The sequence below is a fragment of the Rhodococcus sp. YH3-3 genome (assembly GCF_001653035.1).
Lineage (GTDB): Bacteria > Actinomycetota > Actinomycetes > Mycobacteriales > Mycobacteriaceae > Rhodococcus_F > Rhodococcus_F qingshengii.
In genome coordinates this window covers 1,644,915-1,670,293 of the sequence record NZ_BCWH01000001.1, presented here as the reverse complement: position 1 = coordinate 1,670,293, position 25,379 = coordinate 1,644,915, and the positions used below count along the sequence as shown (strand labels likewise).

The following is a 25,379-nucleotide window of genomic DNA, read 5'->3' as shown; positions in this document are numbered from 1 at the left end:
TCAGTCGACGAGTGCCCGCTTGTGGGCATTTCCTCGCAAGGTACTCAAGGCGATCGCACTGACGGCGCACGTTGCCATCACGAAGTAGGCCGGAATATCGAGATTGGAAGTTTCCTTGATCAGCCACGTGATGATCAAACCGGCGCAGCCCGAAAAGACCGCGTTGGACAGGGAGTATGCGAGTCCCAATCCGGTGTACCGAACCGAGGTGGGGAACATCTCGGAGAGCATGGCGGGTCCGGGTCCGGCAACAAGTCCCACTGCGGCGCCGGCGGCAAACACTGCAAATCCCTTGGCTGTCAAAGACGTCTGCTCGTTCTGCAGGACGTTGAGCAGCGGCAGAGCCAAGACCAGAATTATCACGGTGCCGGTGAGCATGACCGCGCGTCGTCCGATGCGATCGCTGAGTCCACCCGCGGATGCTCTCCTGAGAGTCAAGCTGCTTTTCGATGGTGTCGGGTGTTCGGGGTGATGGTCTGCGGTCCAGGGTTGAGGAGGTAGTAGACCTCGCGAGCCAGGTAGCGTTTCAGGCACCGAATGGTTTCCAGTTTCGAGTGGCCTTCGCTGGTTTTCTTCTCTACGTAGGCCTGGGTTTTCGGGTCGAGTCGAATGCGGCCGATGACGGCCAGATGCAAGGCTCGGTTGGCTTGGCGGTCACCGCCGCGATTGAGGCGGTGGCGTTGGGTCATGCCAGAAGATGCGGGTAGCGGCGCGACACCGCATAGCATCGCGAACGCGGCTTCGGATTTCATTCGATCGGAATTGTCGCCGGCGGTGACAAGCATTTGTCCGGCGACTTCGATACCGATTCCGACGCGCTCGAGTAGTTGAGGTGCGAGGGCTTTCACGATCGGGTTGATCAGTTCGTCGAGATCGGCGATCTCGTCGGTCAATTCGAGATAGCGGCGAGCCAGGGATTTCAGCGAAACCCGGTAGGCGGTCACAGGATCGGTAGCGTTCGAGACATCCGGCCGCCACGCGGCGAGGAGGCGTATCAGCTGCATCCGCGTCAGATCGCGGACCTGCTCGCGCAGCTCGTCGGGAGCGGAGATGATCGTCATCCGCAATAGTTGCAGCGCACTGCGCCGCTCTCGTACCGAATGGGCTCGGGTCACCCTCAACACACGAAGTGACTCGACGGCACCGTCTTTCGATTTCGGGGTGGTGGTGCGCCGGTTGGTTTTGGCTGCACGCGCTGCGTTAATGGCATCGAGGTCGTCGTTTTTGCCCTTACGGCGGCGGTCCGAGCGATCGGGGCGGTCCACCTCGAGTACCGTCACGCCGGCTTTCGCGAGGTGGCGGGTCAGCCCAGCTCCGTAGGAGCCAGTGCCCTCAATACCGATCCGGATCAGATTGCCGTACTCGCCGATCCAGGTCAGCATGGTTCGATACCCGTTTCGGGTGGTCGGAAAACTGCGAGTTCCGAGGACGTTGTCGTCGGTATCGATCACCGCGGCGACGTGCAGTTCTTTGTGGGTATCGACTCCGGCGAACACTTCCCGGTCTTGATCGAGATCGGCTTTGTCAGGCATCCTTGTCATGTCGCTTTCCTCTCCGTTGACCGATGAGCAAGGCGGCGCCGCGCATCGACCGAACCGGCGGACAAGACAGTGATGAGCACCTGGTGGTGCAGGCTCTCCTCAGGTCACCCCGACGGTGAGGCGTAGCGCCTCACCGGGGGTTCCCAGGAACCGACAAATCCAAGGAAAGACATACGATCGTCGATCGGAGTGCGGGTCAGGAACACTGGGAACTCCCGGCACCAGCATTCTCTCGTCTCCATGCGTTAACGGTCAGGAAATCCGAAAACACCGGCACAAACAGTCTCACTATCGGAATGGTCACCGCGAAGCCCGCATTGGCGAGCACGGAAGCAACAAGTGCCTGATGGAAAGTCGCGTTGAGCGAACTCTGAAGATAAGTCGGCATCACTACGAGGAACGTGTAACCGGCAGCAGACCACCCCATCAACCGCCCGATTCCGAGCAGAATCGCCTTGGCTGTCTCTCCGACAGTCGGCTGCACTACAGGCGCCGCTGCATCAGCTGTCGGTTCGGACTGGACTGATCGAGCACGCTCGAACGACGGCGTTTCTTCGAGGCGGAGCCTGAGCCACAGAGCAACCAGACCCATCGGAAGTGCAAGGAGGAACGGAATGCGCCAGCCCCAGTCACCGAGCTGTCCCGAGTCGAGGACAGTAGCGAGGAGTGCTGCGATCCCCGCACCGGCGAGCAGTCCGAGTGCGACGGTGAACGACTGCCACGAGCCGTACAGCCCACGTCGTCCGGGCGGAGCGAACTCGGTCATCACCGACACTGCACCGCCGAACTCACCACCGGCCGACAATCCCTGCAGAATTCGAAGGACCGTCAAGAGCAGCGGTGCCAGAATTCCGACGCTCTCGTAGGTGGGCAGCACACCGATCAGGGTCGTCGCACCCGACATCAGCAGAAGAACGATCACCAAGGTGGGGCGTCGGCCGATGCGGTCACCGAGTCGACCGAACAGCGCGGCCCCCACTGGGCGGAAGAAGAAGGCCAGCGCAAACGACGCGTAGGTCTTGATCAGGCTTTCGAGGTCACCGGAGCCGTCGGCGCTGAAGAAGTTCGACGCGATGATCGTCGCGAAGAACCCGTACACACCGAACTCGTACCACTCGATGAAATTTCCGACGGAGCCGGCGACGAGCGCCCTGCGCCGTTTGAGCTGCGCACCATCGTTCCGTGTCTGCACTGTGATGCCCATGCCGTCCTCCGTTGACGAAACCCGAATATGCAACAAAGTTTCATCTGAACGGAGTAGAAATGTCAAGAAGTTTCACGATTGGATTTTTACTACGCCCCGAAGCCTTATGCTCCCGCGAACGTGAATGCCTCCGCCCGTTCGAACTGGTCAGTGGAGTCACCGGAATAGACGGTGCTCTCGTTCGGTCCGAGTCCGAGCCTTCGGACGGGTGTCCCTTCCGCGAGATCCATCGACGCCACGTCCACCCAGAAGGTATTGGGCGTCATCGCCGACTCGAAGAAATAGAGCGTGCGTTTGTGATCGACGACGGTGCGCCAACGGGTCGATGAGATGTTGGGCTCATCGGGAGTCGAAATTCCCAGGGGCACCGACACATTCCGAATAACACTGAAGGTGGACGCCAACGCCGCCCGCGGATCGTCCGTCTGCGGTATCGCATCGACATAGAACGACGCCCGAGCGAATCTGTCAGCGGCACGGTTTGTTCCGGGCAGCATGACGGTCCCGTTGATCTGCTTCCAGTACTCGTTGACGGCGAGTTGCTGATCGAAGATCGGCGAATTGGTCATCACCTGGTACTCACGGCTGTGATGAATCGTCGGGCGTCCACCGACGTACTCGATGATCGCGCTGTCTCCCCCGGCGTCCGAGAGCGACATGTGCAGCGTTGCGAGGCGGTCTTCGCCGGGAACGGCAGCGGTCACTACCGTGAACGGTTCCGACGCGAGTACTTCGACCGCTTCCTGAACTGTCGCAAAGCGATCCAGGACGTATTGCGCCCACGCCGCGATCGACAATCCCGGGGTCGAACCGTCATACGTCGGGTACTCGGACTCGACCAACCACAAGAGATTGGCAGACAGTCCAGCCTCGTTGACCCCGTCGGTCGTGCACATGTCGTAGGCCGTCGCGACAACACTTCCGTATTTCGACGTCCACTGTATCGAGTTCGGACCTGCGCAGCCCCCTCTGGTCATGCCGCGCGGGAAAGCCCAGAGGTTTGTTCCGAGATCGACCTTCCAATCCATCGATCGAGCAGTGATCACAGTGTCGTTGGGCCCCAAGTAGACCAAGCGTGTACACATCGAAAACTATCCCTTCGTTACGGCGTGACGATATTGAAACTGGGATCGAAGGTATCGAGCAACCCTCCCAGCGTCTCGAGCGCTGATTCGTCTCCGTCGAGCGAAATCTGCCCGGCCTTGGCCAGTTCGGCGGCCGCGCCCGGTTGCAGAAGCGCTCCCACGAGCGCCGCCTTCGGGCCCGAGACCGTCAGTTGTGTGTTCGGTGACGCACCCTTACGTGCATTGAGGACACCGCGCTTGACCCACGCAGTCCATGCCTCGTCGCCGCGATCGGTGAACACGAAATCGATCCGCAGTTCCGCGTCGGTGGCCTTGTCGCCGATGAGATGTATTGCAACGAAGTCGAAGAGGATGTCGATGGGCATCGCGAGGACACTGTCCTGACTTGCCGTGACGTACGGGGCAGGCTGGGCGCCTTCACGGAGTTCCAATGCGGCCGAGAGATAGATCCCACGCCACTGCGGCCCCTCGGCTTGATAACCCATCTGCTCGTAGACGTCGGCTTGCAGATTCCTCGCTTCGGTGTTCTCCGGTTGCGCGAACACCAACTTGTGCAGGATCTCTGCCGCCCATCGGTAGTCCGCGGCGTCGAATGCCCGCTTACCCTCGTCCAGGATCTTCTGCGCGCCAAGGAGATCGACGAACCTCTTCGCCGATTCGACCGGCGGATGCGGATGAAGCGACACCGGATCGCCGTCCCACATTCCCAGTTCCTTGGTGTACACGGCGCGAACGTCGTGGTGCAGAGTGCCGTGATATCCGCGGTTGTACCACTTGCGCCCGAGTTCGTCCGGCAGTTCGATCACCTCGGCAGCTTCGAGCGGCGTGTACCCCTTGTTCGCGAGACGGAGCGCCTGGTCGTGAATGTACTTGTAAGTGTCCCTTTGCGATTCGATGAACGGCACCAGGTTCTCGTTACCCCACACCGGCCACGTGTGCGGTCCGTAGTGAACAGCCGCGTCGTCTCCCCACCGCTCTAGAGTCTCGTCCAGATACCGCGCGAAGTTCCGAGCGTCGCGAGTGCGCGCACCTCTTAAGGTCTGGATGTTGTGGAGCGAATGATTGGCATTCTCCGCACAGGTCAGCGCGGCGAGTTCGGGGATCCAGATGTGCATTTCCTCCGGGGCCTCGGTATCCGGCGCGTAGAGGAACTCGAATTCCAGACCGGCGATCTCACGCTTCGTTCCGGTCTCCGTGATGCTGTCAGTGGGGGAAATATACGAGACAAGTGGACCTTTCGTGCTGATCGTGCCGATGCCGCAGGTAACCATCCCTTTGGCATCGAGATCGAGCAATCCACCGAAGGCGTAGAAGGACCGTCTCGCCATGGCATTTCCGGCGACGACGTTTTCCCCGATCGCGAACTTGTCGAACGACGCGATCGTGCCCGGTGCGATGATCGGAACTCGCCCGGACGTCACGTCGTCCAGATCGACGATCCCTTTGACTCCGCCGTAGTGGTCGATGTGGGTGTGCGTGTAGATGATCGCCGAAACTGGCTTGTCGCTGACGTGCTCACGAATCATCTTCATACCCTGGCGCGCCGATTCGACCCCCGCCATACAGTCGATGACGATCAGTCCCTCGCCACCTTCGACAACCGTCAAATTTGCCAGGTCGTTGTTCCGTACCTGGTAAAGGCGATCCGTCACCTGATACAGACCACCTCGGCGCATCAGTTGTCCTTGACGCCACAGGCTCGGATTGACTGTCTCCGGCGCGGCAACATCGTCACCGAGGTATGCCATCGCATCAGGATCGAAGACCGTATGCCCGTCATCGGCGACAACCTTGCCCGGCAACGGAGCGATCAACCCTCGATCCGCGTCGGCAAAATCCTGCCGGTCGTCCATGGCATACCGTGCGACTGCCTCGCGATTCGCCGTGACTGTGGCCGGTGTTGCGCCCTTCGGTGTCTGGCACATGGCACTCCCCGCTCGGATACGACGATCTGATACCCCATCATCTGTATCGGTTGGGCACGCGCTTGGAATCACCCGCGCAGGGTGAAGCTCGCACGAACACGCGAGGTGATCAGCCGGGGAGTTCCTCGGAATTCCGAGATGCGAGTGCAATCACCAGGACCGCGATCCCACATCCGGCAACCAGGATCCATCCCGACCTCGATGCCTGCGCGACATCCACCGATGCACTGCCGCCGATGATGCCACCGGCCAGCGCCACACCGAGAGCAGCACCGAATTGGCGTGCACTGGAGGTTATTCCACCAGCAAGCCCCGCCTGCGATCTCGGCAGCCCGTTGACGGCGGTGTTGGTGATCGGGGCATTCGAGAACCCGAATCCGATACCGAGGAACAGGTAAGCGGCCAAGAGCATCGGAATCGCCGTGTTGTTGTCGAGCGAGACCAGGCACAGCCCGCCGAGCGTCGTGAAACTACCGGCGATCAGCAGCGGTCGCCGCGGGCCGAAGCGTCCGACGAGTATTCCGGACAACGGCGCGCAGACCGTTGCCGCAACAGCCATCGGGAGGGTGATCGCGCCGGCCAGGGCCGGACTCATACCGCGGGAGTGCTGCAAGTAGAACGTGCCGAGCAGTAGCGTCGCGTTCAACGCCACGAACACCACGACAGCGCCGACCACAGCCGACGAGAACGTTCTGCGGCGAAAGAGTGCCAGATCCATCAGTGGCTCGCGCTTGCGTGATTCGACGCGGATGAATGCGGCCAACGCTGCAGCAACAACGACATACCCTGCCGTCGCCGCGGCAGAGAACCATCCGATTCGCGGACCCTCGATCAGAAGGGCAACCGCCCCGCCGACAAGAATCACCAGTAGCAACTGACCGGGAAGGTCGAGACGTCGCGACTGCTGCGCTCGGGACTCCGGTACAAACACAGCAGTCAGGGCGAGCACGGCCAAGATCACCGGCACGTTGATCCAGAAAACCGATCGCCAGCCGAAACTTTCGATGAGCACACCGCCGACGATCGGCCCTGCCGCCATACTCAGGCCGAAGACCGCGGCCCACACCCCGATCGCCTTGGCCCGCTCCTTCGGGTCGGTCATCACGTTGACCACGATCGCCAAGGCAACCGGACTGAGCATCGACCCACCGACGCCTTGGACGATCCGCGCCGCGATCAGCACCTCCACGGACGGAGCGAGTGCGCAGGCAATCGACGCCACCCCGAAAACGACAAGCCCGATCTGAAAGACTCGTCTCCTGCCGAATCGATCGGCCACCGCTCCGGACGAGATCAGCAAGCTGGCCAGGACGAGTGTGTACGCGTTGACGACCCATTCCAGACCACGGGTTCCGACGCGAAATCCCTCACCGATCGTCGGCAGGGCTACGTTGACGATGGTCGTGTCCAACCCGACGACGAACAGGCTCGTGCAGCAGATCGCCAGGATGCCCCATCGCCGCCGTGCATCAAGTCCGATCACTTGCGGTTCGATCCCGCTCGAAGGTTTCATGGTCGGACTCCATCTCTCGAAGTGCTCTGCCGTACTCGACTGTCGAAAGGATCGTTGCTCTCCAGAGTCCGAAGTCGGTAAGAATTTTGCGGAAACTGCAAAGATGGACGGCATGGATGCTGAATTCGAGCAGTTGATCACCGATATCGGACCGAGGCTGCGCACGCTTCGACGCGATCGCGGATTGACTCTCGAGGCGCTGTCCGAGGCCACCGGCGTCTCCGTCAGCGCACTCTCACGCCTCGAATCGGGTAAGCGTCGTCCCACCCTCGATCTGTTGTTGCCGCTTGCACGAGCGCACCGGGTCGCGCTGGACCAACTCGTCGGCGCCCCCGCTACGGGCGATCCTCGGGTCCATCTCACCCCGAGCCGACGCAAGAACGGCAGTGCCGTCGTTCCGTTGACGCGCTATCCCGGCCGCGTGCAGGTCTTCAAGCAGGTGATCGGTCCGCGTCCACCGAAGCTCGTCACCCACGCCGGCTACGAATGGCTCTACGTCCTCGCCGGGGATCTGCGTCTCATCCTGGGGGCGAACGAGGTTCTCCTACACCCCGGGGAAGTCGCGGAGTTCGACACTGCCGAGCCCCACTGGTTCGGGCCTGCCGATGAACAGGTGGTGGAAATCTTGCATCTTTTCGGCCCGCAAGGCGAGAAGGCACATGTGCGCACGAAGGCAAAAACTACTACTGCACAAGACCTGGTTCCCGAAAGTTAGTTCACTGCATGCGTTTTCAATCGGTTCGACAGTGTGTGAGCGTGCTCGAGGAGCAGCGTTCCCAACTCGGCATGACGCGCGGGCCGGAAGCGAGTTTCCACTCCGGTCAGGCTCAACGCCCAGGCCGGGCGACCGTTGCGGTCGAACACCGCGGCACCCATCCCCCAGCTTCCCTCGACGATGAGGGCTGGATTGACGGCGTAGCCGGTGACCCGCGTCGACTCGATTCGCTCTCGAATCGATGTCTCACTGTGGATCTCACCCCACTCCGAATCCAGATTCACCCGGGCGAAATAGTCGTCGACGTCCCGCGCCGGTAGGTGGCTCAAGATGGCAAGCCCCGCCGACGCGACCCCCAACGGGAATCGCTTCCCCTCGTGCAGCACGTGAGATCGCAGTGGAAAACTGCCTTCCTGGCTCAGGATGCAGACGGTCTCGTCACCGCGGCGTGCCGACAGGAAGGCGCTCTCCCCCGTGACCCGGGCAAGTTCGTCGACGACGTCGCGAGCCCGGTCGGTGATGTCGTACCGATTTCCGGCCGCCGCCCCCAGGAGGTACAACTCCGGGCCGAGAGACCACCGACCGGTTCGTGCGTCACGGTCGACCAGTCCTTCGGCAGCCAGGGACGTGAGCAGTCGGTGCGCAGTGGGCCGAGCGAGGCCGGTGACCTTGCCCAATTCCGTGGTGGAAGTGCCCGTTGGTTCGGACGCGCCGAGGGCTCGCAGAAGTGCAGCCACCCGCGCGACCATGGCCGGCGATTGCCCGTGAGTTGGCATGCAGCCATCCTAGCGTCCATTCAATGAACGAAATTCCTTCAGACGATCAGTAGTCGATCAGTTCTCGGTTGATGTTCGAGATTCCTTGAACCTGTGAACTGGAGATAGTTCACTGGATATCGAAGTGAGTGAGTGTCTACTCAATGAACGCTTGGCAGGGAGAGAACATGACAGCAAAGGTGTACGAGTCCGCAGCGGAGGCGGTCGCCGACATCGTCGACGGCGCAACGCTGGCCGTCGGCGGATTCGGCTTGTGCGGCATCCCCGACGTGTTGATCGACGCGATCGCAGCTACGAGTGCAACCGACCTCGAGGTGTTCTCCAACAACTGCGGCGTCGACGATCACGGTCTCGGCATCTTGCTGAGCGCCGGCCGTATCCGACGAGTGACCGCGTCGTACGTCGGTGAGAACAAGGAGTTCGCCCGGCAGTACCTGGCCGGCGAACTCGAAGTGGAACTGACGCCGCAGGGCACGCTCGCCGAGCGTCTGCGCGCCGGCGGAACCGGAATCCCCGCATTCTTCACACCGGCCGGAGTGGGTAGCCCCATCTCCGACGGCGGAATGCCATGGCGCTACGACGCCGACGGCTCGATCGCTATTGCATCGCCTCCGAAGGAGACTCGCGTCTTCGGAACCAAGCGTTACGTGATGGAAGAGGCGATCAACGCCGACTACGCACTCGTGCACGCCGTTCTCGGTGACACCGACGGCAACCTCGTGTTCGACAAGACCGCGATGAACTTCAACCCTCTCGCTGCCATGGCCGGTCGCATCACCATCGCGCAGGTGGAACGCCTCGTCGAACCCGGCGAAATCGATCCGGCGTCAGTGCATCTACCTGGGGTCTTCGTCCAGCGCGTAGTCCACACCGGACCTCAGAACAAGCGAATCGAAAAGCGAACCGTCAGCGCTTCGGAAGGAACCACACGATGACCGCACCAGTGACAGTGACGGGTTGGACGCGCCAGCAGATGGCAGCGCGGGCGGCCGCAGAGATGATCGACGGCGAGTACGTCAACCTCGGAATCGGCCTTCCCACACTGATTCCCGGATACCTGGGCTCGGACGTTCGTGTGGTCCTGCACTCGGAGAACGGAATTCTCGGCACCGGACCGTATCCCACCGAGGACAACGTCGATCCTGACCTCATCAACGCCGGCAAAGAGACCGTGACCGTCAATCCCGGTGCAGCATATTTTGATTCGGCCCTCTCGTTCGGGATGATCCGAGGCGGCCACATCGACACCGCAGTCCTCGGCGGTATGCAGGTGTCGAAGACGGGCGACCTCGCAAACTGGATGGTCCCCGGGAAGATGGTCAAGGGCATGGGCGGCGCGATGGACCTGGTCCACGGAGCCCGACGCGTCATCGTCGTCATGGAGCACAACGACCGCGACGGCAACCCCAAGATCGTTGACGCCTGCACCCTGCCGCTCACCGGCCAGGGCGTGGTGAATCGGATCATCACCAACCTCGCCGTCATCGACGTGAGCGAAGAAGGTCCACTCGTCCTGCGTGAACTCGCCCCCGATGTCAGCGTCGAAGACGTAGTCGCCGCAACCGGCACCGAACTGAAAGTTGAACTGGCATGACCGACACGACCACTGTGATTGTTGCGGGAGCTCGTACCCCGATGGGTCGACTCCTCGGATCGTTGAAAGACCTCTCCGGGTCCGACCTCGGCGGCATCGCCATCAAAGGCGCCCTCGACAAGTCCTCAGTCGCACCCGAACAGGTCGACTACGTCATCATGGGACAGGTCCTCACCGCCGGCGCCGGCCAGATGCCCGCCCGCCAAGCCGCCGTCGCCGCCGGCATCCCCATGAACGTCCCCGCCCTGAGCATCAACAAAGTGTGCCTCTCCGGCATCGACGCCATCGCCCTCGCCGACCAACTCATCCGCGCCGGCGAATTCGACATCGTCGTCGCCGGCGGGCAGGAATCGATGTCCCGCGCACCCCACATGCTCGAAAAAAGCCGCGAAGGCTTCAAATACGGCGACGTCACCCTCCGCGACCACATGGCCTACGACGGCCTCCACGACATCTTCACCGACCAGGCCATGGGCCTGCTCACCGAACAAGTCAACCAACAAGAAACCGCCCACATCACCCGCGCCGAGCAGGACGCCTTCGCCGCCGCCTCACACCAGAACGCGGCCCGCGCCTGGAAAGACGGCCTCTTCGACAACGAAGTCGTCCCCGTCTCCATCCCCCAACGCAAGGGCGAGCCCATCGTCTTCGCCCAGGACGAAGGCATCCGCGCCGACACCACCACCGAATCCCTCGGCAAACTGCGTCCCGCGTTCAGCAAGGACGGCACCATCACCGCCGGCTCCGCCTCCCCGATCTCCGACGGCGCCGCCGCCGTCGTGGTGATGAGCAAAACCAAAGCCGAAGAACTCGGCCTGACCTGGATCGCGGAAATCGGCGCCCACGGCGTCGTCGCCGGACCCGACTCCACCCTCCAGTCCCAACCCGCCCGGGCCATCGCCAAAGCCTGCGCGAAGGAAGGCATCGACCCCACCGACCTCGACCTCGTCGAAATCAACGAAGCATTCGCCGCCGTCGGGATCGCCTCCACCCGCGAACTCGAACTGCAACGCCGCGGCGGCGGCATCGGCGCAGCCGCACTCTGCGGCGGCGGCGGACAAGGCGACGCACTCATCGTCCGCGTCCCCAAGGCGTAATTACTTCCTGCTCACCAGACAGGTCGCCGAGCCCTCATCATGCTCGGCGACCTGTCTGTTTCGTGCCGGAGGTTATTGGTGATCGAGCGTCGTCGAGCGGTTACGCAGCAACGTCTCGATCTCCGATCGCCGGTACCTCCGATGCCCGCCAAGCGTTCTCAGAGTGCCGACTTTGCCCTCCCTCGCCCATCTGGACACCGTGGTCCTGTCGACGTGGAACAGTGCTGCAACCTGTTTGGTCGTCAGCCACTCGTCGACAGGTGCTGTGTGCTCTTCTTCTCGGCTCATTGGCAGTCATTCGTAGCTGCCGACTGAAGGGATGGGTCCGACGATGAATTGGCAACCCCTGACGTGCTGTGAAAGACTCGCTGCAAAACTTTACTATTCCTTGGGGAAATAATGTCGAAGTCGGTAACTCTGATCCGTTCCACGTCACTCTCTTCGGTGGCTGAATATGCCTATGCAGCAACGGCTCCCGCCGATGCACGGCTGATCTTCCTGGCCGGATCCTGCCCGTTGAACGAGGACGGCTCCACTGCCGCCATCGGTGACTACGCAGGACAGGCAGCCAAGGCCGTCGACAACCTGAGAACAGCTCTCTCGGACGCGGGCGCGTCCATCACCGACGTGATCAACACCCGCGTCCTGGTGGCGTCGAGCAATCAAGCCGACCTGGTTGCGGCGTGGGAGGTAGTCCGCGACGCGTTCGGCGATCACGACGCCCCGAGCACTCTGATGGGTGTGACCGTTCTCGGTTACGACGATCAACTGGTCGAGATCGAGGCAATCGCGGCCGTCGTCGACTGAACTCGAACCGAACCGGGCGTCCCTACCGAGGATCTTCATGAGCAAGGGCCTGGTAGCCCTTTGCCCCCGCACGATCCACTGCGGCTCGCACAACAGCGAAGATGGCTCCCTGCAGGGCTGCGGCGATCAGGACTTCCTTGCTCGACCTGCTCAAGTCTTTGGGCTCGGGCGCATTCTTGTCGTCACCGATGCGCTTCCACACCTGCTGGAAGACAGCGCCGGCCAAGATGCCGCCCAGGACGCTGGTCGCCAGTGAGAGTGGCTTGTACATCGCTTTCGATACTGCGCTCATTGCGCGGATCCTCCGTGGTTCGATACGTACCGCCTGAGCGGGCTGACCGACTCTCACTACCCGGCAGGCGAGGTGTCGAAACATTGCACCGGCGAGGCACGAAGACGACTGTCGCACGTTGTGTTCCACGGGTTTGCCACTTCTCGAGCCGGGTAGGATCGTCTTAGCGAAAGAAGGTTGTGTAAGTCATGGAAAACTACAGAATCGAACTACCGGACGGTACAACGGTGATGGAAGATTTCGTCTCGGATCGCGCCGCAATCGCATACGCGGTCGATCTGAATCACGGTTGTAGCGAGAAAGTCTCGGTATTCCGTATCACCGCCGAGGGAGAAACCATCCCGACTCGGATGTGCCCCAAACCGAATCCTGGTTCTCGGCGTCGCGCGCGAAGCGTCCGATAGAAGCCGGTCAAGAAGCGTCGAGGCGCGGGAAGAGCGTCTCCCTTGCAAGCAGCAGCAAGGCCGCAGCGACCGGAATCGCCAGCAACGCACCGACAATACCGAGCAATGCTCCACCCAACAGAACCGCGACAACGGTCACCAGTGCCGGGACCGCCACCGTCTTCCCGATGATCTTCGGAACGAGCAGGTAGTCCTCGAGCAGACGTAACGCAATGAAGAACGCGACTGTCGCCAATGCCGTTGGGACAGAGACTGTCAGGGAGACCAGGGCGACGACAACCCCTGCGATCGTGGAACCGACTATCGGGATCAGATCGAGCAGAGCGACCAGCAGCGCCAGGATCAACGGATACGGCACGTCGAAGATCAACAACCACGCGAAGGTGCACACTGCGGTGATCACGGAGATCAGAACATTGCCGAGGACGTACCCACCCACACCTGCCAGTATCTGATCACCGATGGCGATTGCTCGTGGCCGCCGCGAATGTGGCACCAGCCGATACAGATTCGTGCGGATTCGTGGGTAGTCGATCAAGAAGTACGTCGTCAGTACAGCAACGATTCCAGCGTCGGCGACTGCGCTGAACACCGCCCGCCCCGCTCCGAGCAAACCCGTCGCGAGCGCAGACCCCGAACCGTCCAGTTGGGTGGTGAGGTGCTCCTCGAGGTGATACTTCTCGTCGAGGTCGCTGACGATCGGATACCGGTCACGAATGTGTGTCAGAAGTTCGGGAGCGTGTGATGCGAACTGACGTCCCTGCTCGACCAGCGGGGTGATCGCAGCAACCAGAAACAGCGCCAACATCACTGCAATTCCGAGGAGTACCACGGTGACTGCGATCCAGCGTCGGAAATGTCTCCGCTCCAGCCAGACGATCATCGGTTCGATGCCCACCGCGAGAAACAGCGCGACCACGATCAGGATCAGCATGCCTCGCGCCGCCAGGAGCACTTCGATCACCGCGTACGTCACGGCAACACCGGCCGCCGCGCTCAGACCGATGAAGAACGGTGAACGACGATCGAACCTCGGCCCCGGTTCGCCCAGCGGCCGGACGGGAGTCGCCAATGCTGCGGCTTCACGTTCGGCTTCCGCCATCGGATCTATGGCTTGGACTTTACTTTCGGAGTCCGGTGAGGTGTCCGCGGAACTGGGATCCATTCAAGCCACCTCACGATCCGCGCGACTTCCCGGCACGGGAGTGAGTACCCGTGCCGTGGCCGGATCAACCTCGAGGCTTCTCCGCTCCGCTTCGGGTCAGCGCGAGACCGGTTCCTACCACTCCGATAATCGACACAGCGATGGCGATGCTGGGCCAACCGTCGCTCTGCCAGTAGACGTCGTCGAGAGTGATCAGTAACGCAGCCTCGTCGACGATGAGCCCGAGTGCGATGCCCAACGCGATGCCCATCCATGTTCTTGCGCGAGGGCTTCGGTCTACGAGTCCGAAGATCGCCACCCCGGCCAACAGCAGAATTCCCCATAAATAGTGATGCAGATGAGTGCCACCGGCGCTGATGTCGCCGACGTCCCTGGTGTCGATCTGGATCAACCACGTCACCAGACGTGCTCCGCCGAACGTCAACGTGAAGGCCACCCACGCCAACACCAAACCGCGGCGCGATTCGTCAACCTGATTCCATCTGCGAGGGAATCTGAATCGCTCGGCAGATTTCTCTTCGTCATGGTCTCGAGAAAGCATCCTTCATGTTTACCCGATGCCGCTCAGATCGATAATTTGGGGTAGAGAGACCGAAAACCAGTTGGAGCACAAAAAGCGGTACCCGATCTCCGAAGAGATCGGGTACCGCCTTCTCAGCTACTCGCGCAGTATTGATCAATACCAGACTTTTCGTCCGCCCACTGCGCGCCCGGTAGCACCGAGGATGGACAAAACTGCACCTACGACGACCAAGATGATGCCGACGGTGGTCAGAATGCTCAACCCCGTGAAAAAGCCGATCAACGCCAGAATAATGCCGAGAACAATCATGTGAGAACCTCATCCGGTATGCGTATCAAAATGATCTACTCAACTGACGCTACTACAGAAACTTCACAATCGATAAATCCGATAAATACATTCATAAATGCGAAACTCGTATTACTACCCAATAGTGTCACCGTTAAAACATCAGCCTTTCTCTTATCTCTACGTCATAGTTCCACGTCCTCGATCTTCGCCTCGACCGCCGGCGTGATGTGGCTCAACACGCAGCACCAACGACCGTCTCGCCGCGCGAACACGTCGGTGGTCCACTCGTCTGCGTCGTATTGTCTGCCGCCGTAGTGCGCGGTATTGACGATCCGCGTGGTGAACAGTGCGACGTCACCGAAGAAACGCACGCGAGCGCTCCCGACGCGGTCCATCGCCGAATGAGTCAGGTCGCCCGAGGCCACGAAACCCAGGAACTCCGCTTTGGTCGACACTCCGGATTCCGAGACGATCACCCAGTCGTCTGCCATGAAATCGCCGATCCGTTCGGCGTCGTTCGAGCACATCGCGACGTTCCACTCGTCTGCGACAGCGACCAATGCCGCACTCTCCTGATCCGACATGTCTTCTCCCTCTACCGTCGTCACCCTCGGCGGGTGATGCCCCGACGGCAGGGTTCCCGCAGGGTGGACTTCGAACCGACGTGCACGACGAGAGGGCAGAGATGACAGACACCAGTCGCACCGAGCTTGCAGCTCAGGCGTATATCTACGGATTTCCCCTCGTTTTCAATCTCGACCAGGTCCATCGGTATGTTCACAACGGTGTCGGAGCGAACCCCGCCGCACCTTTCAACACCTTCAGCCACGCCCGAACACTGGCCGGGCCGGCAGACACTTTCGTCACGATCAACAACGACACCGTGTATTCCATGGCGCAGATCGATCTGTCTGTCGGCCCCGTTGCGCTGCACGTCCCCGATACCGATGGCCGTTACTACGTCCTCCAGTTCGTGGACGCCTGGACAAACAATTTCGCTTACGTCGGGCATCGGGCCACCGGCACGAAGAGCGGAGACTTCCTTCTCGTCCCACCCACCTGGACGGGAACCCCGGCGGACCAGACCACGGTGATCAGATTTCCCACGAACATTGCGTCGATCGTGGGCCGGTGGGCATGCGGTGGCGACGACGACCTCCCTGCGGTGCACGCCTTGCAGGACGCCACCACGCTGACCGTCGTCGACTCCACCGGAAACTCGGCGGGTCTCCCAGTGCCCGAACCCGGGGTAAGCCAGGACCTCCTGTTCCTCGAGAAACTCCGCATCTGGTCACAGGCGTTTCCGCCGGCCCCGCGAGATCGAGAACTCCAGGATTCCTTCTCCCTGATCGGAATCACCGAGCACGGGGCCTCTCCCTACGTATCGCTGTCTGCCGACGAGGCAGCCGCGTTGGCTGACGGATTGACGATCGGTGAGAAGAACCTGCTCGAGGCCCTCACGAAAGGCTCCAGCCCCGAAGTCAACGGATGGAAGCTCACATTCCACGCCTTCGACTACAACCTCGACTACTTCGAGGTCGGCACAATCGACGATTCACAATTCAAGATCGCCGATCCCAAGTTGCGCATCGTCGAACGCGCCGCGGCTGCCAAGGGCGGGCTGTGGGGCAACCACCCTTACGAAGCGGCGTACATCATGACCTACGTCGACGATCAGGGCGAGCAGTTGAACGGAACCCACACCTACACAATAAGACTCGACCCCACTCCGCCGGTGAGCGCCTTCTGGTCGCTGACGATGTACTCGGTGCCGGACTTCTTCCTCGTGGCGAACCCCGTCGACCGATACTCGATCGGCGACCGCACTCCAGGAATCGTCCACGACGCCGACGGTGCGTTGACGATCACGATCAGCCACGAGGAGCCGAAAGATCCCACGGCGAAGGCAAACTGGCTGCCCGCACCGCGCGGGGATTTCCGACCGGTACTGAGAATGTACGAACCTTCGCCCGCCGTGCTCGATCAGTCCTACGTCGTCCCCGCCATCACTCGCTCGCGAGAATGACGGCTCGCGTCTGACGGCCTGCCTGTGCGGGCCGTCAGACGGACGCAGAATCAGGCGTGCGTGCCGCCGTCGATCCGGATCTCCGTGCCAGTGATGAAGGCACCATCGTCGGATGCCAACATCGCGATAACTCCCGCAACACTTTCCGGCCCGGCCATGGGGGCACCACCGGACTCCAGATCAGTGCTCAGAATCGGTGACAACTTGCCGAAGAGCGACCAGTCGGTGTCTTCCGGCAAGTACGACGCCGTAGTGTCGGTGATCCCGCTCTTCACACTGCCCGGAGCCACCGCGACGGCACGCAGACCCTGCTTGCCGTATTCGAGAGCCAGTGCGTGAGTGAAGGACTGGATTCCTCCCTTACTTGCGGCATACGCGGCCATGTACGGGTGCGCGAAGGCCGCGGAGGTGGAACTGAAATTCACCACGACTGCGTTGCCGGTGGCAAGGAGAGCCGGCAGTGCCTGGCGGGTAACGAGGAAAGTGCCCGTCAAATTCACGGAGAGCACCTGATTCCACAGGTCCAGCGAGGTCTCGTGGGTGTGCCCACCACGCAGTATCCCGGCGGCGTTGACCAGTACGTCCAATCCCCCGAGAGACGAAATCGCCTGACCCACAACCCTGATGACGGAACCCTCGTCACCGATATCGACGACGAGGGTGTCGAGGCGATCCTCCGTCGAAGCATGTTCTGCCGATTTCCGGGTGTTCGCCAAACCCTGCTCGGAGATGTCGGCAGCGACCACGCGGCCACCTTCGGCGAGCAACCGCAGCGCGGTGGCCTGCCCGATTCCAGATCCTGCGCCGGTGACGAGAATACGACGACCTTCGAAACGATTCATTGCTGTGTACCTTTCACGAAAACGAGTTGGCTGGCATTCCAGGCTCGGTGGCGCCGACACTCACAACTCACCCGCGAGAAATCTCAGGTACGGGAAATGCGCAGCACTGCAACAGGTGTGGCACTGCAAAATCCCGGCGAGGCAATGCTCGCCGAAGTGGCGAATGTCAGACGGATCCGGCCGGTGCGGTCAAGGCTCTTTCGATCCAGACAAGACCGGACGGGCGGCGGTCGATCGCCTTACGCCCACGTCGGAAAGTCGCTACGCCGAATCGGGCCGTGCGCAGTGCACGGCCGGAAGCGAGAGAACAGCGGCGTATGGACATCACAGGCACGGTAGCAGCGCCGGCACCACTCGCTCAACCGCGTCGTTTCGAGACCCGAATCATTCAGGTAATCAGATGTCACTTCTGGACAACTCGCTCGACTTAGGCAGCACTAACCTGGCGGCATCCCGAAAACCCGATCCAGGAGCACAGTCGATGACACATGCAGACGCCTCGCGCACAACAACTCCCCCGACGACCGTCCTACGGACCGCTGACCACAATCGCGGACTCAACGACGTTCTCGCGATCGTCGAAGCGATGGAGCGACCGAGCGATCACCTGCTGCGGATCACGGCTCGTTTGACGGAGTCGACCGACGATCCGACCTGGTCACGCCCGAATGTGACCGTACGCATGAATCTCGGGCCGGCCTTCGACGACGCTTCGCGCGTGTACACGGTGCGTTCCTACGATTCAGCGAGCGGATCGATCGTCGTCGATGTGGTCCTGCACGGACAGACCAGTCCGATGATGAGGTGGGCAGCAGCGTTGGCCGTCGGTGACACCTTCGGCCTCACCGGTCCGCGGCCACACTTCTTGATCCCTGATGTTCCTGGTCGACGTATCGCACTTTTTCTGGACGGCACCGCAATACCCGCGTTGCACTCGATCATCGAGCAGTTACCTACCGACGTCGCCGGAATCGGCTGGGTCACAACAGATGACGCGGTCGCCTTCGCCGAACTGCCCGCCCTCCCCGGCCTGGAACTTCACCGCGTCAGCGTCGATCTCACCGAGCCCGAAGGCCCGCTGTCAGTACGGGCGCGCGAGCTCACCGATCCCGAGAGCTACGTCGTGTGGGGCGCCGGTGAACGCAGTGAGATGCGCGCAATCCGGAAGCACTTTCGCTCGACCGTCGGACTCGACAAGGACGACGTCGCGATATTCGGATACTGGAAGCAGGGCGTCAGCAACACCGAAATCGACCTCCGTCGGCGCGAGAACTACGAGCGCATCCTCGCCGACGGCGGAACCCTCACCGACATCGACGACCTGGCCATCGAGATCTGATTGCCTCACACCAGCCGACCTGACCGGCAGTGCACTGCGGTGATAAGTTCCTCTGTGCCAGCGGACCTCCACACAGGGGGTCAGGGAATCCGGTGTGAATCCGGAACTGACGCGCAGCGGTGAGGGTGACCGCCCGGGCTTACGCCACTGGATGAGAATCTGGGAAGGCGCTCGGGTGGGGCGATCTCGAGTCCGAATACCGGCTGGCAGCAGGGGTCAACAGGCGCCTGTTCACACGGTAACGGGCTCCGCGAACGAGCCCCTGCGAGAACGAGATTCCATGCGTCTGTCCAGACTTCGCCTACCCGCCGCCGCCGTCGCTGCCCTGTTGAGCGCGTCGTTGGTTGCCTGCTCCTCCGACGACAGTGCTGCCCGACAATCCAACTCTTCTGAACAATCGCGCGTGACAGTCCAGAACTGTGGCCGAGACGTCACGGTGGAGCGACCGATCGAACGGGCAATCGCGGTAAATCAACCTGCAGCAGAGATGCTGTTCGCGCTGGGAGTGCAGGACCGGATGGCCGGGTACGCCATGAGCGATGACGATGTCCTCCCCGAACTGCGCGAGGCGCGTGGTCAGGTCCAGGCGTTCGACACCGAGTTCCCGTCATTCGAAAGTGTCCTCGAACGCGAACCGGACATGGTTTACACGACGTTCAACTACACGTTCACCTCGGAGGGCATCGCCGACCGGATCAAGTTCACCGACCTCGGTGTCGCGACATATCAGTCACCCAGCGAGTGCACCGGTCAGGATGCCGAGCAGAGCAAGGCCCTCACGCTCGACGACTTGTACGACGAAATCGACGACGTGGCAACACTGTTCGATGTCAAGGACAAAGGTGTCGAGCTCACCGAGAGTTTGAAGGATCGCGCGGCCACCGCCACGGCGGCACTGGGAGCTGAGAACGTGACGCTGGCGTGGTGGTATGCAGCCACGAAGACTCCGTACTTCGCCGGGTGCTGCGGTGCACCGGGAATCATGACCGACGCGGTGGGTGCGAAGAACGCCTTCGACGACAACAAGCAGTACTGGCCCGAAATCGGTTGGGAGAGTGTGCTCGATCGAGACCCGACCGTGCTGGTGCTCGCAGATCTCGACCGCGGTGGAGACGGCGACAGTGCCGCAAGCAAGATCGCGTTCCTCGAATCGGACCCGGTCGCCAGCAAGCTCACCGCAGTGAAGAACAAGCGTTACATCATCCTCGAGGGAACGACGATGGATCCCTCGATCCGCAATGTCGGTGGCATCGAACAGCTCTCCGACGGGCTGCGCCAGTTGGGTGTGGTCTAGATGTCCGCGGAGATCTGTGAACTGGTGCGTCGGTGGGACGACCAGCAGGCGGCATACATCGCCGACCGTGAGAGGCGCTTCGACGTGATTCTCGACGTCCTCGAATTGCAGCACGCGCACGCCCCGTTCACGGTTGTCGACCTGGCCTGCGGGCCGGGTTCACTGAGCGCCCGGATTCTCGAAAAGTTCGAGCATGCGAGCGTTGTGGGGATCGATTACGACCCGATGCTGCTGGAGCTCGCCCGCCAGTCGTCGACGCGTTTCGGTGACCGACTGCAGCTGATCGACGCAGACCTGGCGGGAGCCGATTGGCCGAATTCGGTGGCTGCGCCGGTTCAGGCGATAGTGTCGACAACCGCGCTGCACTGGTTGCAACCGCAGCAGCTCGTCGAGGTGTATCGGCAGTGCCGCGAACTGCTGAGCCCGGCCGGCGTTCTGCTCAATGGTGATCACTTTCGTTTCGACGGCCGATCCCCCGCCATAGGGCGATGGGCGAAGGCTCACGACGAGCAGACGCAACGCTCCGCCTTTGCTGCGGGCGCTCCCGAGTGGGAGAGCTGGTGGGACGAGTTGCGGGCAACTCCCGGCATCGGGGCACTGACCGACGAGCGTGAGCGCAGATTCGCCGGACGTGACGCCACTGCGCCCACGGCCGTCGACTTCCAGTTGGCGGCGCTCGCGCAAGCAGGTTTTCGGGAGTCGGGGACGGTCTGGCAACTGTTCGACGACTACGTGGTCTACGGCGTGAGATGACGACAAGAGTTCGGCTGCGTGACAACCCGACGACCGTCACCCTGCTGTGGATGATCGGTGTTGTCACGCTGGCCGGATCGGCTGCCGTGGCGATCACGTTGGGGCCGGCCGGTCTGTCGGTCGGTGAGGTGGCTTCGATCGTCGTCGGCCATCTCCGCGGTACCGCGGCGGACGTCACCCCTATCCGTGACGGCATCGTCTGGGACCTCCGTCTGCCGCGTACCCTGCTCGCCGCGCTCTGCGGTGCCGGTCTCGGGTTGTGCGGTGCGATCATGCAGTCGCTGCTTCGCAATCCGCTGGCCGATCCGTTTGTCCTCGGTATCTCGTCCGGCGCCTCGACCGGTGCCGTACTGATCGTGATCCTCGGAGTCGGGTCGGGAGTGATCGGCCTGTCGAGCGGCGCCTTCATCGGCGCGGTGATCTCCTTCGCCCTTGTGCTGCTGCTCGCCCATGCGGCCGGCGGCACGCCGGACCGGGTGATCCTGGCCGGTGTCGCCGCGACCCAACTGTTCTCCGCGCTCACCTCGTTCATCGTCATCACCTCGGCCGATCCCGAGCAGACCCGCGGCGTGATGTTCTGGCTCCTGGGCTCACTCGGCGGCGCCGACTGGCTCGACGTCGCACTCTGCGCTGCGGTGGTCGCAGTCGGCCTCGTGGTCTGTCTGACTCACTCCCGCGCACTCGACGCCTTTGCCTTCGGCGAGGACGCGGCGTCGTCGCTGGGGGTGAACGTGTGGCGGGTGCGTGTGACCCTGTTGTTGGCAACAGCCTTGATGACCGCGGTGATCGTGAGCGTCGCAGGTGCCATCGGCTTCGTGGGCCTGGTCCTCCCGCACGCGGCGCGGGCTCTCGTCGGTTCGAACCACCGCCGACTCCTGCCCGCGTCCGCACTGATCGGCTCCATCTTCCTTGTCTGGGTCGACGCTGTGGCACGCACAGCCATTGCGCCGCAGGAACTCCCGGCCGGTGTGGTGACCGCGCTGGTCGGTGTGCCTGCGTTTGCCGTCATCCTCTGGAGACGGAAGGCCAGGCCATGACACTCGAAGCTACCGGCGTCAGTTGGCGGGTCGGCGGGGCGCTCATAGTCGACGACCTCGACGTCTCGCCTACAACCGGAAGTACGGTGGGGCTTCTCGGCCCCAACGGTTCGGGGAAATCGACGCTGCTGAAACTGCTTGCCGGGCACAATCGTCCGACATCCGGTGTCGTGACCCTGGACCGAACCCCGTTGTCCGACTGGAAACGCCGCGACATCGCGCGTCGGATCGCGACCGTTGATCAGCACAGCAACACCGAGATCGATCTGACGGTCGCGGAGGTAGTCGAACTCGGACGCACACCTCACCGCGGACTGTGGGGTGGGCAATCGGATTCCGATCGCGACGCCGTCCGGGCAGCGATCGAACACACCGACCTCGCCGGCATGCTGGACCGGTCGTGGCACACCCTGTCCGGCGGGGAGCGCCAACGCGTCCAGATCGCGCGCGCCCTCGCTCAGGAACCCCACGAGTTGCTACTCGACGAGCCGACCAATCACCTGGACATCAATCACCAACTCGAACTGCTCGCGCTCGTGCGACGCCTCCCCACCACCACGATCATGGCATTGCACGATCTGAATCTGGCCGCCATGTTCTGCGATTCGATAGTGATGCTGAACCGTGGATCCATCGTTGCCCACGGAAGCCCGACCGAGGTCCTCACCGCCGACCTGATAGCCGAGGTCTACCAGGTCGACGCCGAGGTCCGCTTGGACGGTCCCGGCGGAGTACCTACCGTGAGATACCTTCCGCCCGGCACAGATTAGACGCACTCGGAACTGTCATTCACGCGAGAGCATCGCCACTGCTTCGCGTTCGAGGTCGACGTAAGGTTCACCACTGACGTCGATGGCCACCCGGTTGAGCGTTCCACCCGTGAACGCCCATGGCGACGTACCCGGGTAGTCGTCGGTTACGGGCTCCCCGCTGTCACGGCCTGCGTTGAGCCCTTCGCCGCCACCGATGCTGAACTTGCCTGGCTGAGTGCGGATTCTGCCCTCACCGACTTTCCGATCGCCGTAGTAGAGGCCGAGCACCCCGTGCGCAGTGCCCGGCGGATCCTCGCCTTCCTTCTCGAAAGTTGCTGCCAAGATTATATTTTCGCCGATCGGAAGGTCTTCGGTGGCATCGATCTTCTGCTGTTCACTGCCGAGGAAGTTGTACACGTAATGCAGGCGGTTGTCCTTGACGTACAGCGAATGACCACCGAACCTGCCGCCATGCGAGAAAAGCACACCGGTCGCACCTGGCTCGGCCAAATCGACAACTGCCCCGATCGAGAATGAACGATTACGAAGGTTGACGGCGACGGCCTCCGGCACCTCGGCTCCGCCCGGGCGGTAGACATACCGGTTTCGCGGCGGGGCCAACTGAGGGCGAGGCGTGGTGAGAAGTTCGACACCGGACCGATCGTCCAGTGGCAGAGCTTGATTGGCACCGGCCTCGTGGAACCACAACCCCACCAGCTCTGCCAGCCTGCCGGGTTCTTCATCCGCAAGGTTCCGGAGCTCGGCTCGGTCCAACTCTGTGTGGTAGAGCTCCCAGGTGTCTTCCGAGAAATGGCCCCACCCGCTCAGAGTCGGGTGCGTGGTGACGGCCTTCCAGCCGTCATGCCAAATTCCTCGTCCTCCGAGCATCGAATAGAACTGGGTGTGCTTGGCGGTGGGGATGTTGCCGGCATCGAAGCTGTACCGCATGCTCACGCCTTGAATCGGGTGCTGGGTGTACCCCTTCACCGTGTCAGGCAAGTCGACGCCGACGCAGTCGAGCAGAGTCGGGACGACGTCGATGGCGTGATGGTACTGATCTCGAATCTCGCCACGGGCATCGATGCCCTCCGGCCACGAGATGATGCATGGGTCGCAGGTTCCACCGTTGAACGAGTAACGCTTCCACATCTTGAAGGGCGTGTTGAACGCCATCGCCCACCCGTTGGGATAGTGGTTGTACGTCTCGGTGCTGCCCAACTCGTCCAGCTTCGCCAGGTTCTCGGCTAGGTCGTCGGGTACGCCGTTCGCAATCTTGTTCTCGTTGACAGATCCGTCGGGTCCGCCCTCACCGCTGGCACCGTTGTCGGAGACCACCACGATGATCGTGTTGTCGAGCTGCTCGATTTCTTCGAGGTACCCGAGCAGGCGTCCGATCTGATCGTCACAGTGCGAGAGGAAGCCCGCGTACACCTCCGCCATCCGTGAGAACAGTCGCTGCTCGTCAGCGGAGAGGGTGTCCCAAGGGCGGGTGAAATCCAGCGGCGGGAACGGTTCGCCGTCGGGCCCGGTGCGGGTCTCAGGAGTGCCTATCGGGTTGAGTGAGGGCAGGGTCGTGTCTTTCGGGACAAGTCCCATTTCCTTCTGTCTGGCCAGAATCTCGTCCCGCATGGCTTCGTACCCTGCGTCGAACCTGCCTGCGTAGCGATCGGCCCATTCGCGGGGCGCGTGATGCGGAGCGTGTGCGCACCCGGGTGCGTAGTAGAGAAATACAGGCCGGTCCGGAGCTATCGACTTCACGTCACCGATGTATTCGAGCGCTCTGTCGGTGATATCGACGCTGAAGTGATACCCCTCTTCGGGCGTCGACGGCTGTTCGACGGGGTGGTTGTCGTGGACGAGATCGGGATACCACTGATTGGTCTCGGCACCGAGAAAGCCGTAGAACCGCTCGAATCCGCGGCCGACCGGCCAATTCCGTTTCGTGGAAGCAAGATTCATCTCGTCTTCTGCGCACAGGTGCCATTTGCCGACCATCGCGGTGCTGAATCCCTGCTCGACCAGAACCTCGGCGAGCGTGGCACATTCGGGAGGGATGTGACCGTTTCCGCCGGGAAAACCGACCGCGCACTCGCTGATGCAGGCCATGCCGTTGGTCGTGTGGTTTCTCCCGGTGAGCAGACACGATCGCGTCGGGGAGCACAGCGCTGTGGTGTGCCACTGCCCGTACCGCAATCCGTTGCCCGCGATGCGGTCGATGTTCGGCGTCTCGATCGGTCCCCCGTAGCAACCCAAGGCGCCGAATCCGACGTCGTCGAGAACGATGTAAAGAATATTCGGTGTGCCGGCGGCGGCCTTCGGCTGCTCGTACGGGCTCCAGTCGGGAATCGAATCGCGAATATCGAGGTTGACGACGCCTTTGAATGCGTTGGCCATGATCTGGCTC

At 62.0% G+C, this 25,379-nt stretch carries 28 protein-coding genes and 1 riboswitch; of the genes, 12 read left to right on the top strand and 16 right to left on the bottom strand.

Annotated features, from left to right (window positions below):
• From YH3_RS07745 to YH3_RS07720, 6 genes are all read right to left on the bottom strand, one after another.
• Positions 1-438, bottom strand: coding sequence for an MFS transporter (locus tag YH3_RS07745; protein WP_238592544.1), 438 nt, complete (start codon positions 436-438; stop codon positions 1-3).
• Positions 435-1,541, bottom strand: a complete 1,107-nt coding sequence (locus YH3_RS07740) for an IS110 family transposase (protein ID WP_082920510.1) — start codon at positions 1,539-1,541, stop codon at positions 435-437. The genes YH3_RS07745 and YH3_RS07740 overlap by 4 nt, the downstream gene beginning before the upstream one ends.
• 196 nt (positions 1,542-1,737) lie before the next feature.
• Positions 1,738-2,745 (bottom strand): MFS transporter, encoded by a 1,008-nt coding sequence (locus YH3_RS07735; RefSeq protein WP_238592542.1) that lies wholly within the window; start codon positions 2,743-2,745, stop codon positions 1,738-1,740.
• A 104-nt stretch (positions 2,746-2,849) separates the two neighbouring features.
• Positions 2,850-3,830: a linear amide C-N hydrolase gene (locus tag YH3_RS07730; RefSeq protein WP_007726413.1), complete on the bottom strand. Its 981-nt coding sequence runs from the start codon at positions 3,828-3,830 to the stop codon at positions 2,850-2,852.
• A gap of 17 nt (positions 3,831-3,847) precedes the next feature.
• Complete coding sequence (locus YH3_RS07725) at positions 3,848-5,755, bottom strand: alkyl/aryl-sulfatase (RefSeq protein ID WP_007726405.1); 1,908 nt, start codon at positions 5,753-5,755, stop codon at positions 3,848-3,850.
• Between the two features lie 109 nt (positions 5,756-5,864).
• Positions 5,865-7,268, bottom strand: coding sequence for an MFS transporter (locus YH3_RS07720; RefSeq protein WP_064443210.1), 1,404 nt, complete (start codon positions 7,266-7,268; stop codon positions 5,865-5,867).
• 112 nt (positions 7,269-7,380) lie between these two features.
• Here YH3_RS07720 and YH3_RS07715 point away from each other — a divergent pair, with 112 nt between their 5' ends.
• Positions 7,381-7,983, top strand: coding sequence for a helix-turn-helix domain-containing protein (locus tag YH3_RS07715; protein WP_039972716.1), 603 nt, complete (start codon positions 7,381-7,383; stop codon positions 7,981-7,983).
• Here YH3_RS07715 and YH3_RS07710 read toward each other — a convergent pair.
• Entirely contained in the window at positions 7,980-8,759 is a 780-nt protein-coding gene (locus YH3_RS07710; RefSeq protein ID WP_007726402.1) for an IclR family transcriptional regulator, read from the bottom strand. The genes YH3_RS07715 and YH3_RS07710 overlap by 4 nt on opposite strands.
• Positions 8,760-8,926: 167 nt before the next feature.
• On the opposite strand from YH3_RS07710, the gene YH3_RS07705 reads away from it, so the two are divergent.
• Genes YH3_RS07705 through YH3_RS07695 form a run of 3 tightly spaced genes read left to right on the top strand, consistent with a single transcriptional unit; the run spans position 8,927 to position 11,450 of the window.
• Entirely contained in the window at positions 8,927-9,694 is a 768-nt protein-coding gene (locus tag YH3_RS07705) for a CoA transferase subunit A (RefSeq protein WP_007726398.1), read from the top strand.
• Positions 9,691-10,353, top strand: a complete 663-nt coding sequence (locus YH3_RS07700; protein WP_007726396.1) for a 3-oxoacid CoA-transferase subunit B — start codon at positions 9,691-9,693, stop codon at positions 10,351-10,353. Before YH3_RS07705 ends, YH3_RS07700 begins: the two co-directional genes overlap by 4 nt.
• On the top strand, positions 10,350-11,450 hold the full coding sequence (locus YH3_RS07695) for an acetyl-CoA C-acetyltransferase (protein ID WP_064443209.1): 1,101 nt from the start codon (positions 10,350-10,352) through the stop codon (positions 11,448-11,450). The genes YH3_RS07700 and YH3_RS07695 overlap by 4 nt, the downstream gene beginning before the upstream one ends.
• A gap of 72 nt (positions 11,451-11,522) precedes the next feature.
• On the opposite strand, the gene YH3_RS07690 is transcribed toward YH3_RS07695, so the two are convergent.
• Positions 11,523-11,738: a BldC family transcriptional regulator gene (locus YH3_RS07690; protein WP_003945782.1), complete on the bottom strand. Its 216-nt coding sequence runs from the start codon at positions 11,736-11,738 to the stop codon at positions 11,523-11,525.
• Positions 11,739-11,849: 111 nt separating this feature from the next.
• Between YH3_RS07690 and YH3_RS07685 the strand changes: the two genes are divergently transcribed.
• Positions 11,850-12,257 (top strand): RidA family protein, encoded by a 408-nt coding sequence (locus YH3_RS07685; protein WP_007734708.1) that lies wholly within the window; start codon positions 11,850-11,852, stop codon positions 12,255-12,257.
• Positions 12,258-12,279: 22 nt separating this feature from the next.
• Here YH3_RS07685 and YH3_RS07680 read toward each other — a convergent pair whose 3' ends face one another.
• Positions 12,280-12,549, bottom strand: a complete 270-nt coding sequence (locus YH3_RS07680) for a DUF4235 domain-containing protein (protein WP_007734706.1) — start codon at positions 12,547-12,549, stop codon at positions 12,280-12,282.
• 188 nt (positions 12,550-12,737) lie between these two features.
• Between YH3_RS07680 and YH3_RS07675 the strand changes: the two genes are divergently transcribed.
• Entirely contained in the window at positions 12,738-12,953 is a 216-nt protein-coding gene (locus YH3_RS07675) for a hypothetical protein (protein ID WP_003945874.1), read from the top strand.
• 7 nt (positions 12,954-12,960) lie between these two features.
• Here the strand turns inward: YH3_RS07675 and YH3_RS07670 are convergent, their stop codons facing one another.
• The 4 genes from YH3_RS07670 to YH3_RS07660 all read right to left on the bottom strand — a co-directional run bounded on the left by YH3_RS07670 (position 12,961) and on the right by YH3_RS07660 (position 15,516).
• Positions 12,961-14,118: an AI-2E family transporter gene (locus tag YH3_RS07670; RefSeq protein WP_007734704.1), complete on the bottom strand. Its 1,158-nt coding sequence runs from the start codon at positions 14,116-14,118 to the stop codon at positions 12,961-12,963.
• 64 nt (positions 14,119-14,182) lie between these two features.
• The gene (locus YH3_RS07665) at positions 14,183-14,659 is read right to left on the bottom strand and encodes a hypothetical protein (RefSeq protein WP_003945539.1); all 477 of its coding nucleotides are present in this window, start codon (positions 14,657-14,659) and stop codon (positions 14,183-14,185) included.
• A gap of 135 nt (positions 14,660-14,794) precedes the next feature.
• Entirely contained in the window at positions 14,795-14,950 is a 156-nt protein-coding gene (locus YH3_RS35995) for a DUF6131 family protein (protein ID WP_003945564.1), read from the bottom strand.
• A 164-nt stretch (positions 14,951-15,114) separates the two neighbouring features.
• The gene (locus tag YH3_RS07660) at positions 15,115-15,516 is read right to left on the bottom strand and encodes a nuclear transport factor 2 family protein (protein ID WP_007734703.1); all 402 of its coding nucleotides are present in this window, start codon (positions 15,514-15,516) and stop codon (positions 15,115-15,117) included.
• 101 nt (positions 15,517-15,617) lie between these two features.
• On the opposite strand from YH3_RS07660, the gene YH3_RS07655 reads away from it, so the two are divergent.
• A complete protein-coding gene (locus YH3_RS07655; RefSeq protein ID WP_007734702.1) occupies positions 15,618-16,958 on the top strand; it encodes a DUF1254 domain-containing protein in 1,341 nt (446 codons plus the stop codon).
• Between the two features lie 50 nt (positions 16,959-17,008).
• Here YH3_RS07655 and YH3_RS07650 read toward each other — a convergent pair whose 3' ends face one another.
• Both YH3_RS07650 and YH3_RS35990 read right to left on the bottom strand, forming a co-directional pair.
• The gene (locus YH3_RS07650; RefSeq protein WP_007734701.1) at positions 17,009-17,800 is read right to left on the bottom strand and encodes an SDR family NAD(P)-dependent oxidoreductase; all 792 of its coding nucleotides are present in this window, start codon (positions 17,798-17,800) and stop codon (positions 17,009-17,011) included.
• Between the two features lie 166 nt (positions 17,801-17,966).
• Entirely contained in the window at positions 17,967-18,125 is a 159-nt protein-coding gene (locus YH3_RS35990) for a hypothetical protein (protein WP_162114354.1), read from the bottom strand.
• Between the two features lie 156 nt (positions 18,126-18,281).
• On the opposite strand from YH3_RS35990, the gene YH3_RS07645 reads away from it, so the two are divergent.
• From YH3_RS07645 to YH3_RS07625, 5 genes are all read left to right on the top strand, one after another.
• Positions 18,282-19,139 carry a siderophore-interacting protein gene (locus YH3_RS07645; RefSeq protein ID WP_007734699.1) on the top strand — a complete coding sequence of 286 codons (858 nt, stop codon included), beginning with the start codon at positions 18,282-18,284 and terminating at the stop codon, positions 19,137-19,139.
• Positions 19,140-19,180: 41 nt separating this feature from the next.
• Positions 19,181-19,362, top strand: a riboswitch (cobalamin riboswitch).
• Between the two features lie 57 nt (positions 19,363-19,419).
• Positions 19,420-20,433: an ABC transporter substrate-binding protein gene (locus tag YH3_RS07640; protein WP_064443208.1), complete on the top strand. Its 1,014-nt coding sequence runs from the start codon at positions 19,420-19,422 to the stop codon at positions 20,431-20,433.
• A complete protein-coding gene (locus tag YH3_RS07635) occupies positions 20,434-21,186 on the top strand; it encodes a trans-aconitate 2-methyltransferase (RefSeq protein ID WP_064443207.1) in 753 nt (250 codons plus the stop codon).
• The gene (locus YH3_RS07630; RefSeq protein ID WP_054187945.1) at positions 21,183-22,223 is read left to right on the top strand and encodes an iron ABC transporter permease; all 1,041 of its coding nucleotides are present in this window, start codon (positions 21,183-21,185) and stop codon (positions 22,221-22,223) included. Before YH3_RS07635 ends, YH3_RS07630 begins: the two co-directional genes overlap by 4 nt.
• Complete coding sequence (locus YH3_RS07625) at positions 22,220-22,993, top strand: ABC transporter ATP-binding protein (protein ID WP_003945691.1); 774 nt, start codon at positions 22,220-22,222, stop codon at positions 22,991-22,993. The genes YH3_RS07630 and YH3_RS07625 overlap by 4 nt, the downstream gene beginning before the upstream one ends.
• Positions 22,994-23,008: 15 nt before the next feature.
• Here the strand turns inward: YH3_RS07625 and YH3_RS07620 are convergent, their stop codons facing one another.
• Entirely contained in the window at positions 23,009-25,369 is a 2,361-nt protein-coding gene (locus tag YH3_RS07620; RefSeq protein ID WP_042920162.1) for an arylsulfatase, read from the bottom strand.
• Between the last annotated feature and the right edge of the window lie 10 nt (positions 25,370-25,379).

Coding starts and splice junctions, on each gene's coding strand:
- YH3_RS07690 (WP_003945782.1), bottom strand. CDS start 11,738: ATGAGCCGAGAAGAAGAGCACACAGCACCTGTCGACGAGTGGCTGACG.
- YH3_RS07655 (WP_007734702.1), top strand. CDS start 15,618: ATGACAGACACCAGTCGCACCGAGCTTGCAGCTCAGGCGTATATCTAC.
- YH3_RS07630 (WP_054187945.1), top strand. CDS start 21,183: ATGACGACAAGAGTTCGGCTGCGTGACAACCCGACGACCGTCACCCTG.
- YH3_RS07665 (WP_003945539.1), bottom strand. CDS start 14,659: ATGCTTTCTCGAGACCATGACGAAGAGAAATCTGCCGAGCGATTCAGA.
- YH3_RS07645 (WP_007734699.1), top strand. CDS start 18,282: ATGACACATGCAGACGCCTCGCGCACAACAACTCCCCCGACGACCGTC.
- YH3_RS07675 (WP_003945874.1), top strand. CDS start 12,738: ATGGAAAACTACAGAATCGAACTACCGGACGGTACAACGGTGATGGAA.
- YH3_RS07700 (WP_007726396.1), top strand. CDS start 9,691: ATGACCGCACCAGTGACAGTGACGGGTTGGACGCGCCAGCAGATGGCA.
- YH3_RS07635 (WP_064443207.1), top strand. CDS start 20,434: ATGTCCGCGGAGATCTGTGAACTGGTGCGTCGGTGGGACGACCAGCAG.
- YH3_RS07685 (WP_007734708.1), top strand. CDS start 11,850: ATGTCGAAGTCGGTAACTCTGATCCGTTCCACGTCACTCTCTTCGGTG.
- YH3_RS07735 (WP_238592542.1), bottom strand. CDS start 2,745: ATGGGCATCACAGTGCAGACACGGAACGATGGTGCGCAGCTCAAACGG.
- YH3_RS35995 (WP_003945564.1), bottom strand. CDS start 14,950: ATGATTGTTCTCGGCATTATTCTGGCGTTGATCGGCTTTTTCACGGGG.
- YH3_RS07740 (WP_082920510.1), bottom strand. CDS start 1,541: ATGACAAGGATGCCTGACAAAGCCGATCTCGATCAAGACCGGGAAGTG.
- YH3_RS35990 (WP_162114354.1), bottom strand. CDS start 18,125: ATGTCCATACGCCGCTGTTCTCTCGCTTCCGGCCGTGCACTGCGCACG.
- YH3_RS07715 (WP_039972716.1), top strand. CDS start 7,381: ATGGATGCTGAATTCGAGCAGTTGATCACCGATATCGGACCGAGGCTG.
- YH3_RS07725 (WP_007726405.1), bottom strand. CDS start 5,755: ATGTGCCAGACACCGAAGGGCGCAACACCGGCCACAGTCACGGCGAAT.
- YH3_RS07620 (WP_042920162.1), bottom strand. CDS start 25,369: ATGGCCAACGCATTCAAAGGCGTCGTCAACCTCGATATTCGCGATTCG.
- YH3_RS07710 (WP_007726402.1), bottom strand. CDS start 8,759: ATGCCAACTCACGGGCAATCGCCGGCCATGGTCGCGCGGGTGGCTGCA.
- YH3_RS07705 (WP_007726398.1), top strand. CDS start 8,927: ATGACAGCAAAGGTGTACGAGTCCGCAGCGGAGGCGGTCGCCGACATC.
- YH3_RS07695 (WP_064443209.1), top strand. CDS start 10,350: ATGACCGACACGACCACTGTGATTGTTGCGGGAGCTCGTACCCCGATG.
- YH3_RS07670 (WP_007734704.1), bottom strand. CDS start 14,118: ATGGATCCCAGTTCCGCGGACACCTCACCGGACTCCGAAAGTAAAGTC.
- YH3_RS07720 (WP_064443210.1), bottom strand. CDS start 7,268: ATGAAACCTTCGAGCGGGATCGAACCGCAAGTGATCGGACTTGATGCA.
- YH3_RS07650 (WP_007734701.1), bottom strand. CDS start 17,800: ATGAATCGTTTCGAAGGTCGTCGTATTCTCGTCACCGGCGCAGGATCT.
- YH3_RS07730 (WP_007726413.1), bottom strand. CDS start 3,830: ATGTGTACACGCTTGGTCTACTTGGGGCCCAACGACACTGTGATCACT.
- YH3_RS07625 (WP_003945691.1), top strand. CDS start 22,220: ATGACACTCGAAGCTACCGGCGTCAGTTGGCGGGTCGGCGGGGCGCTC.
- YH3_RS07660 (WP_007734703.1), bottom strand. CDS start 15,516: ATGTCGGATCAGGAGAGTGCGGCATTGGTCGCTGTCGCAGACGAGTGG.
- YH3_RS07640 (WP_064443208.1), top strand. CDS start 19,420: ATGCGTCTGTCCAGACTTCGCCTACCCGCCGCCGCCGTCGCTGCCCTG.
- YH3_RS07680 (WP_007734706.1), bottom strand. CDS start 12,549: ATGAGCGCAGTATCGAAAGCGATGTACAAGCCACTCTCACTGGCGACC.